Source organism: Bradyrhizobium sp. USDA 10063, from assembly GCF_054063735.1.
The window spans coordinates 3,960,497-3,976,308 of sequence record NZ_JBSSGP010000002.1 but is presented as its reverse complement, the minus strand read 5'-3'; the positions used below and the strand labels follow the sequence as shown (position 1 = coordinate 3,976,308).

Annotated in this window: 16 protein-coding genes and 1 pseudogene; 8 read left to right on the top strand and 9 right to left on the bottom strand. The window is 64.3% G+C overall.

The window, feature by feature from the left end; all coding sequences use genetic code 11:
- Positions 1-93: 93 nt before the first annotated feature.
- Genes ACVJGD_RS20785 through napE form a run of 5 tightly spaced genes read right to left on the bottom strand, consistent with a single transcriptional unit; the run spans position 94 to position 4,289 of the window.
- Positions 94-732, bottom strand: a complete 639-nt coding sequence (locus ACVJGD_RS20785) for a NapC/NirT family cytochrome c (RefSeq protein WP_456636090.1) — start codon at positions 730-732, stop codon at positions 94-96.
- Positions 729-1,199, bottom strand: a complete 471-nt coding sequence (locus tag ACVJGD_RS20780; protein ID WP_456636089.1) for a nitrate reductase cytochrome c-type subunit — start codon at positions 1,197-1,199, stop codon at positions 729-731. The genes ACVJGD_RS20785 and ACVJGD_RS20780 overlap by 4 nt, the downstream gene beginning before the upstream one ends.
- Complete coding sequence (gene napA / locus ACVJGD_RS20775) at positions 1,196-3,709, bottom strand: periplasmic nitrate reductase subunit alpha (protein ID WP_456636088.1); 2,514 nt, start codon at positions 3,707-3,709, stop codon at positions 1,196-1,198. The genes ACVJGD_RS20780 and napA overlap by 4 nt, the downstream gene beginning before the upstream one ends.
- Positions 3,710-3,753: 44 nt before the next feature.
- Positions 3,754-4,080: a chaperone NapD gene (locus ACVJGD_RS20770; protein ID WP_456636087.1), complete on the bottom strand. Its 327-nt coding sequence runs from the start codon at positions 4,078-4,080 to the stop codon at positions 3,754-3,756.
- 23 nt (positions 4,081-4,103) lie between these two features.
- Positions 4,104-4,289 carry a periplasmic nitrate reductase, NapE protein gene (gene napE, locus ACVJGD_RS20765; RefSeq protein ID WP_028165371.1) on the bottom strand — a complete coding sequence of 62 codons (186 nt, stop codon included), beginning with the start codon at positions 4,287-4,289 and terminating at the stop codon, positions 4,104-4,106.
- A gap of 267 nt (positions 4,290-4,556) precedes the next feature.
- On the opposite strand from napE, the gene ACVJGD_RS20760 reads away from it, so the two are divergent.
- The 8 genes and pseudogenes from ACVJGD_RS20760 to ACVJGD_RS20725 all read left to right on the top strand — a co-directional run bounded on the left by ACVJGD_RS20760 (position 4,557) and on the right by ACVJGD_RS20725 (position 11,984).
- Positions 4,557-5,768: an LLM class flavin-dependent oxidoreductase gene (locus tag ACVJGD_RS20760; RefSeq protein ID WP_456636086.1), complete on the top strand. Its 1,212-nt coding sequence runs from the start codon at positions 4,557-4,559 to the stop codon at positions 5,766-5,768.
- Positions 5,769-6,385: 617 nt separating this feature from the next.
- Positions 6,386-7,336, top strand: coding sequence for a sulfonate ABC transporter substrate-binding protein (locus tag ACVJGD_RS20755; protein WP_456636085.1), 951 nt, complete (start codon positions 6,386-6,388; stop codon positions 7,334-7,336).
- Positions 7,337-7,360: 24 nt separating this feature from the next.
- Positions 7,361-8,315: pseudogene (locus ACVJGD_RS20750) on the top strand (sulfonate ABC transporter substrate-binding protein).
- Entirely contained in the window at positions 8,312-9,478 is a 1,167-nt protein-coding gene (gene ssuD, locus ACVJGD_RS20745; RefSeq protein WP_456636084.1) for an FMNH2-dependent alkanesulfonate monooxygenase, read from the top strand. Before ACVJGD_RS20750 ends, ssuD begins: the two are co-directional and overlap by 4 nt.
- A complete protein-coding gene (locus tag ACVJGD_RS20740; protein ID WP_456636083.1) occupies positions 9,475-10,281 on the top strand; it encodes an ABC transporter permease subunit in 807 nt (268 codons plus the stop codon). The genes ssuD and ACVJGD_RS20740 overlap by 4 nt, the downstream gene beginning before the upstream one ends.
- A 17-nt stretch (positions 10,282-10,298) precedes the next feature.
- Positions 10,299-11,147: an ATP-binding cassette domain-containing protein gene (locus tag ACVJGD_RS20735; RefSeq protein ID WP_456636082.1), complete on the top strand. Its 849-nt coding sequence runs from the start codon at positions 10,299-10,301 to the stop codon at positions 11,145-11,147.
- A 7-nt stretch (positions 11,148-11,154) separates the two neighbouring features.
- Entirely contained in the window at positions 11,155-11,736 is a 582-nt protein-coding gene (locus ACVJGD_RS20730) for a flavin reductase family protein (RefSeq protein ID WP_456636081.1), read from the top strand.
- An 83-nt stretch (positions 11,737-11,819) separates the two neighbouring features.
- Positions 11,820-11,984, top strand: a complete 165-nt coding sequence (locus tag ACVJGD_RS20725) for a hypothetical protein (RefSeq protein ID WP_456640597.1) — start codon at positions 11,820-11,822, stop codon at positions 11,982-11,984.
- A gap of 136 nt (positions 11,985-12,120) precedes the next feature.
- On the opposite strand, the gene flbD is transcribed toward ACVJGD_RS20725, so the two are convergent.
- The 4 genes from flbD to fliG all read right to left on the bottom strand — a co-directional run bounded on the left by flbD (position 12,121) and on the right by fliG (position 15,811).
- Complete coding sequence (flbD, locus tag ACVJGD_RS20720) at positions 12,121-13,506, bottom strand: sigma-54-dependent transcriptional regulator FlbD (RefSeq protein WP_456636080.1); 1,386 nt, start codon at positions 13,504-13,506, stop codon at positions 12,121-12,123.
- A 224-nt stretch (positions 13,507-13,730) separates the two neighbouring features.
- Entirely contained in the window at positions 13,731-14,081 is a 351-nt protein-coding gene (fliN, locus tag ACVJGD_RS20715; protein WP_456636079.1) for a flagellar motor switch protein FliN, read from the bottom strand.
- 21 nt (positions 14,082-14,102) lie between these two features.
- Positions 14,103-14,726, bottom strand: coding sequence for a FliH/SctL family protein (locus ACVJGD_RS20710; RefSeq protein WP_456636078.1), 624 nt, complete (start codon positions 14,724-14,726; stop codon positions 14,103-14,105).
- Entirely contained in the window at positions 14,726-15,811 is a 1,086-nt protein-coding gene (gene fliG / locus ACVJGD_RS20705; RefSeq protein WP_456636077.1) for a flagellar motor switch protein FliG, read from the bottom strand. Before fliG ends, ACVJGD_RS20710 begins: the two co-directional genes overlap by 1 nt.
- Between the last annotated feature and the right edge of the window lies 1 nt (position 15,812).

Here is a 15,812-nt window from a genome sequence, read left to right as displayed (position 1 = left end):
GAGCGGGCACATACTGCCGCGACTCGGCCCCTCAACCTACTCATTCGCGCTGCCGGCGCAAGGTGCCGGCCGGGCCGCTGAGGCTACCCAAACCTATTGCCAGCCGGGAACGCCGCGCATGTCCGGCAGATGGTGGGCGATGCCCTTGTGGCAGTCGATGCAGGTCTTCTCGCCCGTGAACAGGAAGCGTTGATGCGCCACGCTCGCCCGCGGCGACTGCTTGGTGATGTCCATCGAGTCAGCGCTGTGGCAGTTGCGGCATTCGAGCGAATCATTGGCCTTGAACCGCGCCCATTCATGCAGCGCGAGCTCGAGCCGGTTGTCGACGAACTTGTCGCGGGTGTCAATGCTGCCGAAGATATGGCCCCAGACTTCCTTGGAGGCCTGCATCTTGCGGGCGATCTTGTCGGTCCAGTTGTGCGGGACATGGCAGTCCGGGCAGGTCGCGCGCACGCCGGAGCGGTTGGTGAAGTGAATGGTGGACTTCAGTTCGGCGAAGACGTTGTCGCGCATCTCGTGACAGCCGGTGCAGAATTTTTCGGTGTTGGTCAGTTCCAGCGCGGTGTTGAAGCCGCCCCAGAAGATCACGCCGGCGACGAAGCCGGCGAGCACCAGCACGCCGAGCCCGAACACCGAGCTCGGCCGGATCAGCACGTCCCATATTTCGAGGGCAAAGCTCCACGCCCGCGCGAAGAAGCCGGGGCGAGGCGGCGCCTTGTCGACGTCGCTCATCGGCGGCCACCCGGTGCTGCGCGGTTCAGGATGGTGTCGATGTCGACGAAATCATTGGTCACCGGCGGCGTCGCGACGTTCTGCGGAACGTGACACTCCGTGCAGAAGTAGCGGCGCGGCGATACCGAGGCGAGGAACTGGCCGTCGCGGTCCATGAAATGGGTGATGCTCACCATCGGCGCCTGCGATTCGCCGGTGCGGGCGCGGGCATGACAGGACAGGCATTTGTTGCCGTTCATGTCGATTTGGTAGCCGTCGATCGTGTGCGGGATCACCGGCGGCTGCTCCGGGTAGTTGCGGATCTCCCGTTCCGCAGTGTTGCGCATCGGCGTCATCGGTGGCGCCGGTCCCTCCTCGTTGAGCGGAGCGGGACCGCGCAGACTGGATGTGACGCCTTGCGCGAGCATCGAGCTCGAAGCAGCAACAAGCGCGATGGCGAGAACAACGATAGCGGACTTTCCGATCATGTCGTCGTCACCTTCTCGACGCGCACGGCGCATTTCTTGTAGTCGGTCTGCAGCGACAGCGGATCGGTCGCGTCCAGCGTCACCTTGTTGATGAGCTTGGATTCATCGAACCAGGGCACGAACACCAGCCCGCGTGGCGGCCGGTCGCGGCCGCGCGTCTCGAGCCGGACGCGGATGAAGCCGCGCCGCGATTCCACCTTGACCTCGTCGCCGCGGCGCAGCTTCAGCTCGGCCGCGTCGTCGGGATGCATGAAGCAGACGGCTTCCGGGAATGCCCGGTAGAGCTCGGGAACGCGGCGGGTCATGCTGCCGGAGTGCCAATGCTCCAGGACGCGGCCAGTGGAGAGCCAGAGCGGAAAATCCTTGTCGGGCGATTCCGCCGGCGGCTCGTAGGGTAGCGCGAAGATCCGCGCCTTGCCGTCGGGGAAGCCGTAGAACTGGACGCCGGTGCCTTGCTGGACGTAGGGGTCGAGACCTTCGCGGAAGCGCCAGCGGGTCTCCTGGCCGTTGACGACAGGCCAGCGCAATCCGCGCACCTGATGATAGGTGTCGTACGGCGCGAGGTCATGGCCGTGGCCGCGGCCGAACGAGGCATATTCCTCGAACAGGCCCTTCTGGACGTAGAAGCCGAAGGCCTTCGCCTCGTCATTGACGTAGCCGGCTTCGATGTCGGTGACCGGGAATTTGTCGACCTGGCCGTTGCGGTAGAGGATGTCGAACAGCGTCTTGCCGCGATACTCCGGCATCTTCGCGATCAATTCTTCCGGCCAGACCTCCTCAACCTTGAAACGCTTGGAGAACTCCATGAGTTGCCAGAGATCCGAGCGCGCCTCGCCCGGCGCCGAGACCAGTTGGTGCCAGTTATGGGTGCGGCGCTCGGCATTGCCATAGGCGCCTTCCTTCTCGACCCACATCGCCGCCGGCAGGATCAGGTCGGCGGCGAGCGCCGTCACGGTCGGATAGGCGTCCGACACCACGATGAAATTCTCGGGGTTGCGATAGCCGGGATAGGTCTCCTCGTTGCCGTTGGCGGCGGCCTGCAGGTTGTTGTTGACCTGGATCCAGTAGGCGTTGAGCAGCCCGTCCTTCAGCATCCGGTTCTGCAGCACGGCGTGATAGCCGGGCTTGTCGGGAATGGTGCCTTCCGGAAGCTTCCAGATGTGCTCGGCTTTCTCGCGATGCGCCTTGTTGGTCACGACCATGTCGGCCGGCAGGCGGTGCGAGAAGGTGCCGACCTCGCGGGCGGTGCCGCAGGCCGATGGTTGCCCGGTCAGCGAGAACGGGCTGTTGCCGGGTTCGGAGATCTTTCCGGTGAGGAGGTGCAGATTGTAAACGAGATTGTTGCACCAGACTCCGCGGGTGTGCTGGTTGAAGCCCATGGTCCATAAGCTCATGACCTTGACCTTCGGATCCGCATAGAGCTCGGCGAGCGCTTCCAGCCGGTTGAGCGGGACGCCAGCCATGTCGGCTGCTTTCTCCAGCGTGTAGTCGGAGAGGAACTTGACGTAGTCGTCATAGCTCATGTCCTGGGCATCGCCCGCCTTGGCGCGGCCGGTCGCCTTCTTCTCCAGCGGGTGGTCGGGCCGCAGGCCGTAGCCGATATCTGTCTGGCCGCGCTTGAACAGCGTGTGCTTGCCCACGAAATCCTTGTTGACCCGTCCGGTCTTGACGATGTGATTGGCGATCGCGTTGAGCAGATAGAGATCGGTCTGCGGCTTGAACACGAGGCCGATGTCGGCGAGGTCGAACGAGCGGTGCTCGAAGGTGGAAAGCACGGCAACGCGCACATGCGGCGCGGAGAGGCGGCGATCGGCGACCCGAGTCCACAGGATCGGGTGCATCTCAGCCATGTTCGAGCCCCACAGCACAAAGGCGTCGGCGGCCTCGATGTCGTCATAGCAGCCCATCGGCTCGTCGATGCCGAACGTGCGCATGAAGCCGACGGCTGCGGAGGCCATGCAATGCCGCGCATTGGGATCGATATTGTTGGAACGGAAACCGGCCTTGAACAGCTTTGAGGCCGCGTAGCCTTCGAAGATCGTCCACTGGCCGGAGCCGAACATGCCGACGCCGCTCGGCCCGCGCTTTTTCAGCGCATCCTTGAACTTCTCCGCCATCACGTCGAAAGCCTCGTCCCAAGAGACCTCGGTGAAGTCGCCGTTCTTGTCGTACTTGCCGCCCGTCTTGCGCAGCATCGGCCTGGTCAGGCGGTCGTGGCCGTACATGATCTTGGAGAGGAAATAGCCCTTGACGCAGTTGAGGCCGCGGTTGACCTCCGACTTGATGTCGCCATGGGTGGCGACGACGCGGTTGTCCTTGGTGGCGACCATCACGCTGCAGCCGGTGCCGCAGAAGCGGCACGGCGCCTTGTCCCACTTCATTTCGCTCTCGGCGCGCTCAGTGACGAGGTTGGCGGCACCTGCGGCAACCGGCATGCCTCCGGCGAGCGCGGCCATCGCGGCGGCTTCCAGTTTCAGGACCTGACGGCGATCCAGCTTGGGAGCGGTCATGGCGTTTCCTTCCCTTTGGTTGAGGGGCCTTTGATCGCGCGACATCAGACAGCGCCTGGATCGACGGCGTGGAACACGAGCGAGGCGGAATAGACGTTGGGCAGCGCGGAAATCGCATTGAGGGTGGCGCCGAGCGAACTCGCATCGGGCGCATCCACGACGACCACGAGCTTTCCCTTCTCATCGCGACCGTAAATCTCGCAGCCGCGCAGTGCCGTGATCGCAGCCTCGGTGGCTTCGAGCCGGTCGGGCCGGACCTGCACGAGGATGCTGGCGATCTCGCCGCCGGGCGGCGGCACGACAGGCTCGGCTTGCAGGACACGGCCGGTGATGAGCGCTCGGCGATCGATGGCAGTCTGAGCTCTGATCATGGCGTACTCCTTAGGTCGGCTGATCAATGTGGCGGGGGAGGGCCCGGTGGGCCCGCGATCATCTGATAGATCCACACAGCAAGGCCGTAGCTGCCCACCGTGGCTACGGCCAAAGCGGGCATCACAACTGCCGTGAGAAAAAGAAACGCGAAGATCTCCATGCGCCTACGGCGCGGCCTCGCGCTCGCATCGTCGCTGGTTGCCGACATACGTCGTCTCGCTTCAATTCATGTTGTATGGGGGAAGGCCTCGTTGCCTTCCTCAAACGTAACGTCGCTGGGACATTTTAGCACTGATCCAGATCAATGCGCGCCAGCATTGTATCCGCACGGAGGGGATTCGGCGGCGCGGCAACCGGCAAGGTTACCGTTTGGTTGCAGCGTGCATCTTCCGCCACCCGGAATTGGCGGAGACTGGACTTCGCATGCCCCGGCAATAGACTGGCGCAAACAAACAAGACGTACGGGAGCGACGCCATGAAATTCGGCATCTTCTACGAGCTGCAACTGCCGCGTCCGTGGAACGAGGGCGACGAACTCAAGCTCTACCAGGACGCATTGACGCAGCTCGAGACCGCCGACCGGCTCGGCTACGACTATGCCTGGGTCGTGGAACATCACTTCCTCGAGGAATACTCGCACTCGCCGGTGCCGGAATCGTTCCTGGCTGCGGCGAGCCAGCGCACCCGGAACATCCGGCTCGGCCACGGCATCCTGCAGCTCACGACCAACCATCCCGCGCGGGTCGCCGAGCGGGTCGCGGTCCTCGATCTCCTCAGTAACGGCCGCTGCGAATTCGGCATGGGCGAGAGCGCCTCGATCACCGAACTGACGCCGTTCGGCCGCGATATGGAGACCAAGCGGGAGGTGTTCGAAGAAGCGGTCGCGGCGATCTTCCCGATGTTCACCAAGGTCGGCACCGAGCATCACGGCAAATATTTCGACATCCCCTTGCGCAACGTGGTGCCGAAGCCGGTGCAGAAGCCGCATCCGCCGCTTTGGATGGCGTGCTCGCAATTGCCGACCATCGAGCGCGCCGGGCAGCACGGTTTCGGCGCGCTCGGCTTCCAATTCGTCAGCGCGGAAGCGGCGCATGCCTGGGTGCATGCCTATTACAACGCGATCACGAAGCGGCTGAAGAAGCTCGCCGACTACCAGATCAATCCGAACATGGCGCTGGTTTCCTTCTTCATGTGCGCGAAGACGGACGAGGAAGCGCGTGCGCGCGCCGACGGCGCCACCTTCTTCCAGTTCGCGCTGCGCTATTATGGCGCGTCGCAGAACCGGCAGCGGCCGGCGCCAGGCGCCGTCAACATGTGGGACGAGTACAACAAATGGAAGCGCGAGAATCCGGAAGCGCAGGAAGCTGCATTGCGCGGCGGTCTGATCGGATCGCCTGAAACCATCCGCAAGAAGCTGCGCCGCTTCCGCACCTCCCACATCGACCAGGTGATCCTGCTGAATCAAGCCGGCAAGAACACGCATGAGCATATCTGCGAGTCGCTCGAATTGTTCGCCAGGGAAGTGATGCCGGAGTTCCAGCGCGATCCCGAGCACAATGCGTGGAAGCAAGGCGTGATGAGCGGCGAGATCAAGCTCGAGGAAATCGACACCGAAGCGTTCAAGGATCGCTACGGAAAACTGTCGATTAATCCCGGCGGGGCGCCGAAGGTCGTGGCGACCGGCTGACGGATTCTCGCAAACCACACACCGCCGTCGTCCCTGCGAACGCGGCAGGGCTATCGCATATTGCAGTTTGGTGGCTGTGAACGAGGCGGGCCTCATGGTTCGAGACGCGCCGCAAGCGGCGCTCCTCACCATGACGGTCTAAGATCCCGCCGCGAAATCAGACCTCATCCTGAGGAGCACGCGCAAGCGTGCGTCTCGAAGGATGGGCCGCGAAGGGCCGCCCACCAAGTTCTATTTCATATGCGATAGCCCTGCCGAACGCGGGGACCCATAACCACAGGGAGGAGTTGTGAGGCGAGGGAGCAGTTGCAGCGGAGCGCACAACTACGCCCTGTGGTCATGGGTCCCGGGTCCCGGCTACGCCAAGGGGCTTCGCCGCGGCGCGCAAGCCCGGGACGACAGCGGAGAGCGCGACTCGCATCCCGATTTCGTGAAGAAAAAATTTCGCTACGCACAATCCGCGCTTTGAAAGAAACGTCACGCGCATTGCCCGCACGACAGTGCGGGCATCGCTATTTTTTCGGGGTCCTCGACAGCTTCATTCGCTCCCCCCATCATTTCATGACGTTGCATGATAGCGCGCCGATAACGCGCTCGATCGTCGGGAGAATTTTGTGATGAAGCGCCGCGAGTTCCTCAAGCTCTCGCTCGGCTCTGCCGCCGTCGCTACGCTGCCCTTGCGCGCGCGGGGCGAAGCGGCGGTGAAGGAAGTTCGTATCGGCTACCAGAAGAATGGTGTGCTTGTTATCGCGCGGCAACGCGCGACGTTGGAAAATCATTTCAAGTCGGCCGGCATCGAGGTGAAGTGGGTCGAGTTCTCTTCGGGCCCGCCGATGATGGAAGCGATGAACGTCGGCAGCGTCGATTTCGGTGCGGTCGGCGACTCGCCGCCGGTCTTTGCGCAAGCTGCCGGCGCGGCCATCGTTTACGCTGCAGGCCAGCCCATCACCAATGGCCAGGGCATCCTGGTGCCGCAGAATTCGGCGATCCGCATCATTGCCGATCTCAAGGGCAAGCGCATCGGTTTCACCAAGGGTTCCAGCGCGCACAACATCGTGGTGCAGACGCTGGAAAAGGCCGGCCTCACCTATAGCGACATCACCCCGGTCTATCTGGCGCCGCCTGATGCGGGACCTGCGTTCGCCAATGGCAGCATCGACGCCTGGGCGATCTGGGATCCGTATTTCGCGATCGGCGAGACCAAGCAGAACGGCCGCATCCTGGTCAACGCCCACGAGATCACCAAGACCAACTCGTTCTTCATCGCCAACCGCGACTTTTCGAAAAATCACGGTCCCGTTTTGCAGCAGGTCATCGATGTGCTCGCGTCGACGGCAACGTGGGCCGAGGCGCACCGCGATGACGTGGCGAAATCGCTCAGCGCCGTCACCGGCATTCCGCTCGACATCCAGACCATCGCCGCCAACCGAGCCGCGTTCAGGATCGGGCCGGTCACCGACGACATCGTCGCGACCCAGCAGGGCGTCGCCGACCGCTTCTTCAAGCTCGGCCTGATCCCGAAACAGATCGCGATCCGCGACATCGTCTGGCGCAATCCCCAGAGCTGAGTTCATTTCCACACAGAGGTCATTATGCGACGTATCGTTCAACGCTGGATCACCAGCGCGGTGCTTTCAGTCAGCATCGTCACTGCGGCCGTCAGCGCGTCCTACGGACAGGAGAAAACCGTCCGCATCGGCTTCCAGAAATACGGCAAGCTGGTGCTGCTCAAGAGCAAGGGCACGCTCGAGGAGAAGTTGAAGGCGGTCGGCTACAAGGTGGTGTGGACCGAGTTTCCGTCCGGACCGCCGCTGCTCGAAGCGCTCAACGTCGGTGCGATCGATTTCGGCAACACCGGCGAAGCACCGCCGATCTTCGCGCAGGCCGCCGGTGCGCCCATTCAATATGTCGCCTATGAGCCGCCGGCGCCGAAAGGCGACGGCGATCCTGGTGCCGAAGGACAGCCCGCTGAAGTCGGTTGCCGACCTCAAGGGCAAGAAGGTCGCGCTGAACAAGGGCTCCAACGTCCATTATCTCCTGGTGAAGGCGCTGGAGAAGGCCGGCGTTAAATACTCCGAGATCGAGCCGGTGTTCCTCGCACCCGCCGATGCACGCGCGGCGTTCGAGCGCGGCGCGGTCGATGGCTGGGTGATTTGGGATCCTTTCCAGGCCGCGGCGGAAGCTGCGACCGGCGCACGCACGCTCGCTGATGGCACCGGCATCGTCTCCAACTATCAATTCTATTTCTCCTCGAAGAGGTTTTTGGAGAGCGATCCTGACATCGTCGATCTCGTGCTCGCGCAATTGAGCGAGGTCGATGATTGGGCCAAGGGCGACATCCATGCAGTCGCCGAGCAGCTTGCACCGACCATTGGCCTGTCTGTGCCGGTAGTCGAGGTGGCGCTGAAGCGCCAGTCCTACGGCATCAAGCCGATCACTGACTCCGTGGTCGCCGACCAGCAGAAGGTGGCGGACACGTTCTTTGCCCTCGGCCTGTTGCCGAAACCCATCAAGATTTCAGACGTCGCGCGGAGGTCCGGATCGTGACTAAGCAACCCAACGCCAACATCCTCTGGTTCCTGCCGACCCATGGCGACGGCCGCTATCTCGGCACCTCCATTGGCGGACGCGAGGTGAACTTCAACTATCTGCGCCAGATCGCGCAGGCCGCCGACCAGCTCGGCTATTACGGCGTGCTGCTTCCGACCGGGCGAAGCTGCGAGGACTCCTGGGTGGCCGCTTCCGCAGTCGCGCCGCAGACCGAGCGGCTGCGCTATCTGGTGGCGGTGCGGCCCGGCCTGCAATCGCCAGCCGTCGCCGCGCGCATGACCGCGACGCTGGACCGGCTGTCGAACGGACGGCTCTTGATCAACGTCGTCACCGGCGGCGACCCCGTCGAGAACAAGGGCGACGGCATCTTCCTGGCGCATGACGAGCGCTATGAGGTGACGCGCGAGTTCCTCAACGTCTATAGTGACCTGCTCGCCGGCAAGACCGTCAATGTCGAGGGCAAGCACATCCGCATCGAGGACGGCCGGCTGCTGTTCCGGCCGATCCAGTCGCCGCGGCCGCCACTCTATTTCGGTGGTTCATCGGATGCGGGCATCGACGTCGCCGTCGACACCGTCGACAAGTACCTCACCTGGGGCGAGCCGCCGGCGCAGGTGGCAGAGAAGATCGCGCGCGTGAAGGCGGTTGCCGACAAGCGCGGCCGCAAGATCTCCTTCGGCATCCGTCTGCACGTGATCGTGCGCGAAACCAATGTGGAGGCCTGGAGGGCCGCCGATGAGTTGATCCAGTACGTCACCGACGACACGGTGGCGGCGGCGCAAAAGATCTTCTCGCGGATGGATTCAGTCGGCCAGCAGCGCATGGCGCAATTGCATGGCGGCCGCCGCGACAAGCTCGAGATCAGTCCGAACCTGTGGGCTGGCGTTGGCCTGGTGCGCGGCGGCGCGGGCACCGCGCTGGTCGGCGATGCGCAGACGGTGGCGGCGCGCATCAAGGAGTATCAGGACCTCGGCATCGATACCTTCATCATGTCGGGCTACCCGCATCTCGAAGAAGCTTATCGCTTCGCCGAGCTGGTGTTCCCACTGCTGTCGCTCGAACATGGTGGCAACGTGACGCCGATCCGCGTCAACACCGGGCCGTTCGGCGAGACCATCGGCAACGACTATCGGCCGCAAAAACAGGTATCGGAATCATGAGCCTCATCGACAGCCTCCCGCGCGTCCGCGCGCCAAGATTGCCGCGGGCCGATGGCCTGATCCCCTGGATCGTGCCGCTCGCCATCATTGCCATCTGGCAACTTGCCTGCGTCACCGGCTTTGTGCCCGCGCGGGTGCTGCCGGCGCCGACCGACGTCGCGCTGGCGGGATGGAAGCTGTTGTTGTCGGGCGAACTCGTCCGCAATATCTGGGTCAGCTTCTGGCGCGCCAGCATCGGCTTTCTGGTCGGCGGCGGCATCGGCTTCGCTTTCGGCCTCGCCAACGGCCTATCACAGCTCTCGGCGAAACTGACCGACACCACGCTGCAGATGGTGCGCAATATCCCGCACCTGGCGCTGATCCCGCTGGTCATCCTGTGGTTCGGGATCGACGAGTCCGCAAAACTGTTCCTGGTGGCGCTCGGCGTGTTCTTCCCGATCTATCTCAACACGCTGCACGGCATCCGCACCGTCGATCCGCAATTGATCGAGATGGGCCGCATCTATGGCATGAGCGACGGCGAGTTGTTCCGCCGCGTGATCTTCCCGGGCGCGCTGCCGTCGATCTTCGTGGGCCTGCGCTTTGCGCTCGGCATCATGTGGCTGACGCTGATCGTGGCCGAGACCATCGCGGCCTCCTCGGGGCTCGGCTACATGGCGATGCAGGCGCGCGAATTCATGCTGATCGACGTCGTCGTGCTCTCGATCCTGATCTACGCCCTGCTCGGCAAGCTTGCCGACAGCGCTTCGCGCGCGCTGGAGCGGCTGACGCTGTCCTGGCACCCGGCCTTCCAGAAACATTAAGGAACTGAGGAAGAGACATGCAGGAAGTTCTTCGCTTTCGCTCGCTCGAGGCCGCGGCCGTGGCGCGCGAGGATTTTGCCGAGGAGGCGCGCCAGTTCCGCCGTGCTCCCGACGTGCCGTCGCGCGGGCTGTCGCTGACCATCCGCGGCTTGCGCAAATCCTTCGGCGACAACGAGGTGTTGCGCGGCATCGACCTGCACATCCCCGCCGGCCAGTCCGTCGCGATCGTCGGCCGCAGCGGCTGCGGCAAGAGCACGCTGCTCCGGCTGATCGCGGGGCTGGAAAAGCCGACCGCCGGCAGCATCGGTTTCGGCGAGCAGGCGCGCGCCGAGGATGTCCGCGTCATGTTCCAGGAGCCGCGGCTGTTGCCCTGGGCGCGCGTGCTGTCGAATGTCGAAGTCGGCCTCGGGCGCGAGCGGTCGCAGGCGGATGCGCAGGCGCGCGCGGAAAAGGCGCTGGTCGAGGTCGGCCTCGGCGAGAAGCGCGGGCAATGGCCTTCGGTGCTCTCGGGCGGCCAGAAGCAGCGCGTCGCATTGGCTCGTGCGCTGGTCAGCCAGCCCCGGGTACTGGCATTCGACGAGCCGCTCGGCGCGCTTGACGCGCTGACGCGGATCTCGATGCAGCGGCTGCTCGAACGGGTGTGGCGCGATCAGGGCTTCACCGCGATCCTGGTGACGCATGACGTCTCGGAAGCGGTGGCGCTGGCCGACCGGGTGCTGGTCATTGAAAATGGCCGCATCGCGCACGATTTCAATGTCGACATCGCGCGTCCGCGCGAGCGCGGCTCGGCAGAACTCGCAGCGCTCGAGGGTGCGATCCTGAAGAATCTCCTGAAAGGCACCGAAGACACTTCCGACGACCTGTGAGGCCTGCATGAACTCCGCCGTCCGCAACATCGCGATCGATCCCGTGGTCACCTCCGACGAGTTCCGCGGCGCCATGCGCCATCTGACCGGCGGGGTCAGCGTCATCACGGCGGGGCGGGGCAAGGAGATCTCCGGGATGACGGTGACCTCGGTCTCCTCGCTGTCGGTCGAGCCAGCCTCGCTGATCGTGAGCCTCAACCGCGCCGCATCGTCCTGGCCGCTGGTCAAACGCCACGGCGTTTTCGGTGTGAACATCCTGAGCTCGGACCAGATCGAGATCGCCGAGCGCTTCACCGGCAGGGACGGGCTCAAGGGCGCCGAACGTTTTGCCGGCGCCCAATGGACGACGCGAGCCTCCGGCGTGCCGCTTCTGGTCGGCGCGCTGGCGGCGATCGATTGCGAAGTCGAGGACGTCGTGGAGCGCCATTCGCACGCCATCGTCATCGGGCGCGTGCTCGATGTGCAGGTCTCTGCGCGCACCGGCGCACTCGCCTATTGGCAGGGCCGTTATGTCGCCGTAGACCAGGATGAGGATGCGGCCAAGCTGGCCGACGTCAGCGTTCCCACTCGCGGGGTGCATCTGCGCTAGGAACGGAGATGCCAGCCGTGGCGTTTTGTCCTGTCGCGCAATAGAAGGCATCGGTCTTCTATTGCCGGGGAACAAAGCGCATCATGGGCTTGATGAAACGTCTTGCAACTTGGGTCTTCTACGGCATCGGTGCGCTCGCGGTCGCTTATCTCGCACTCTATGCCTATGCCGCGTTTACCGGACGCGACCTTACGCCCGGTGATCCCATCCGCATCTTCAGAAAGCACGACGCGCCGGAATATTCATAGCCCGAGGCGTCATTGCGAGGCGAAAGCAGCCGCATCCGTCATTGCGAGGAGCAAAGCGACGAAGCAATCCATGTCTCCGTGTGCGGTGCTATGGATTGCTTCGCTGCGCTCGCAATGACGGTGCTGGTGGCCTGGGCTACCCCGCCGTCGCCAGGCGCTGATAATCGGCGGTGCCAGATCCCGCCGGCGGGATCGGCAAGCCGCCGTCGGCATATTCGTTCAGCTTGTTGCGCAGCGTGCGGATCGAGATGCCGAGGATGTTGGCGGCATGGGTGCGGTTGCCGAGGCAGTGCTTCAGCGTCTCCAGGATCAGGTCGCGCTCGACGTCGGCAACCGTGCGGCCGACCAGCGCGCGCGTCACCTGCTCGGCGGCGAGGGTGGCATGCGCCACCGCAGGCGCAGTCCTGGCGAGGTCGAGGCGATCGCCGTCCGGGGTTACGATGGCCTCGGGGCCGATCTCATCGCCCTGTGCCATCAGCACCGAACGGTGAATGGTGTTTTCGAGCTCGCGGACGTTGCCCGGCCAGCGGTTCGTGGTCAGCACCCGCCGTGCCTCGGCCGACAGCGGCCGCGGCGGCACGCCATTGGCCCCGGCGTATTTCTTCGCGAAATGCTGCGCCAGCTCGAGGATGTCGGCCGGCCGGTCGCGCAGCGGCGGGATTTTCAGATTGACGACGTTGAGGCGGAACAAGAGGTCCTCGCGGAAGGTGCCGGCGCGCACAGCGTCTGCGAGATTGCGGTTCGAGGTCGCGATAATGCGGATGTCGACCGGCACCGGCCTGGTGCCGCCGACGCGGTCGATCACGCGCTCCTGGATCGCACGCAGCAATTTGGATTGCAGGCGCACATCCATTTCCGAGATTTCGTCGAGCAGCAGCGTGCCGCCGGTGGCTTCCTCGAACTTGCCGATGCGGCGGGCGATCGCGCCGGTGAAGGCGCCCTTCTCGTGGCCGAACAATTCGGATTCAAGGAGATGCTCGGGGATCGCCGCGCAGTTGATCGAGATGAACGGACGCTTGGCGCGCGCTGAGCGGGAATGGACGTAGCGCGCCAGCACTTCCTTGCCTGTTCCGGATTCGCCGGTGATCATCACGGAGGCGTCCGAGCCCGCGATCTGCTGCGCCAGCTTGATCACACGGCCCATGGCCTCGTCGCGGTAGACGAGGTCGCGCGAGTCGTTTGCGACCGCGGCGAGCACGGCGGCGATCAGCTCCGGCTCGGGCGGCAGCGGGATGTATTCCTTGGCGCCGGCGCGGATCGCCGCCACCGCGGCGCGCGCATCGTTGGAGATGCCGCAGGCAACGATCGGCACGTGGATGTGCTCGGCTTCCAGCCGCATCACGAGGTCGCGGATGTCGAGGCCGACATCGACCAGTAGCAGGTCGGCGCCCTTGCCGCTGCGCAACACCGCCATCGCCTGCTCGTTGCCTTCCGCGTGCGTCACGGAGGCGCCGTTGTCCATCGCGATCTTGGTGGCGGTCGTGAGCTGGCCCTTGAGGGTGCCAACGATGAGAAGCCGCATGAGTGTCTCCTGTCTCCCGCGCGTCCGTCGCGCGTCTATCGGTTAAATGAACCTGTTTTCACCTCCCCCGCCTGCGGGGGAGGTCGGCGCGAAAGCGCCGGGTGGGGGCTTTCCCCACTCAAAGACTGTCCCATCGCGGAGAGACCCCCACCCCAGCCCTCCCCCGCAAGCGGGAGAGGGGGCGTCGCACTGTCTCGGCGTTGTCCAGTGTGGATTCATCATGATCAGGTGCGCTCTGCCTTGATGATTTCGGTCATGGTCACGCCGAGCTTGTCTTCGACCAGCACGACTTCGCCGCGCGCCACCAGGCGGTTGTTGACATAGATGTCGATGGCTTCGCCGACCCGGCGGTCGAGCTCGAGCACGGTGCCGGGGCCAAGCTTCAGGAGCTGGCCGACATCCATCTTGGAGCGGCCGAGCACGGCCGAGACCTGCACCGGTACGTCAAAGACGGCCTCGAGGTCGGAGGCGATGCGCGAAGCGTGCTCATCCTCGTGATAGCCCACATCGTCGTCCCTTGGTGCGTCCGCCGAGTTGAGGTCGGGGAGCGGGACATGTGCGTCGGTGTCACTCATCGTCGATCCTTTGGCTCAATCTCATGGCCGTTGGTCACGGGACGCCATGTAGCGCCCGACAAGCTCGTCGATCTTGGCTTCGATGGCCGCGCGTTCCAGCACCATGCCGCCGTCGGCCCACTCGATCCGGCAATCGCCAGTCGCAATTGTCGGCTCGGCCAGGATCACGAGGCGGCCCTGAAAGCCGCTCTGCGTTGCCAGCCGCTCGATCTTCTCGCGCGCGCCGTCGTAGAGCGCATCGTTGATGCGGACGACGATGTGGGGCGTCGAGACCAGATGCGCGAAGCAGTCGGACACCAGCGCCGTGATCTCGCCAAGCGGTTCGCGCGCGATCAGCTCGCTGCATAATTTGCGCGCGGCCGCGACCGCGACATCGACGGCTTCGGTCTCCATCCGCGCCTCGATGCCGGAAAAACGCGACGCGATGTTCCTGATTGCGAGTCCGATCTCTTCCAGCGCGAGCGCGGCGCGGCGGTCGCTTTCCACTTTCGCCTCGCGCTGGGCGGCATCGTAGCCGTTGCGATAGGCGCGCGCTTCGGCTTCCGCGATCTTCTGGGCGATCTCCGCGGCGGTGGCGGCGCGCTCGCGCGACTTGGCGGGCGCCGAGAAGTCGGTATCGAACAGGAATTTTGCGGGCGCAGCCATCAGTACACCAGCTCGTCGTCAGCACGGTTCTTGGTCAGCATGATCTCGCCCTTGGCGGCGAGATCCTTGGCGAGATTGACCAGCAGCGCCTGGGCCTCGTCGACATCGCGCAGGCGCACCGGTCCCATCGCCCCCATGTCATCCATCAGCATCTTGCCGGCACGCGAGGACATGTTGCCCAGGAAGAAGTTGCGGACCTCCTCGTTGGCGCTCTTGAGCGCAATGCCGAGCTTCTCCTTGTCGACATGGCGCATCAACGTCTGGGCGGAGGCGGAATCGAGTTTGACCAGGTCGTCGAAGGTGAACATCAGCGCCTTGATGCGCTCGGCGGATTCGCGGTTTTCCTCTTCCAGCGAGGTGATGAAGCGAGTCTCGGTCTGGCGATCGAAATTGTTGAAGATTTCGGCCATCACTTCGTGGGCGTCGCGGCGGCGGGTCTGCGACAGGTTGGACATGAATTCGGTGCGCAGCGTCTGCTCGACGCGCTCGATCACTTCCTTCTGCACCGCCTCCATCCGCAGCATGCGGCCCACGACATCGAGCGCGATGTCCTCGGGCAGGATCGCCAGCACGCGAGCGGCGTGCTCCGGCTTCAGCTTCGACAGCACCACGGCGATGGTCTGCGGATATTCGTTCTTGAGGTAGTTGGCGAGCACCTCTTCCTGGACGTTGGAGAGCTTCTCCCACATGTTGCGGCCTGCGGGACCGCGGATCTCGTCCATGATGCCGGAGACGCGGTCGGGCGGCAGATATTGTTGCAGCAGCCGTTCGGTGGCGTCGAAATTGCCCATCAGCGCGCCGGAGGCCGACATCCGCGAGACGAATTCGAGCAGCAGGTCTTCGACCACGTCGGCTTCGACGGTGCCGAGCGTCGACATTGCCATCGACAGCTCGCGCACCTCGTCGTCATCGAGCAGCGACCAGACCTTGCCACCATATTTCTCGCCGAGCGCCAGCATCAGGATCGCCGCGCGCTTCGGGCCGGAAATCGGCTTGCTCTTCGGACGGTCGCCCTGACGACTCGACAGCGTCGAGATGACGCTCGTGATGTCGTTGGCGTTTGCGGTTTGTGGGACGCTGGCCATC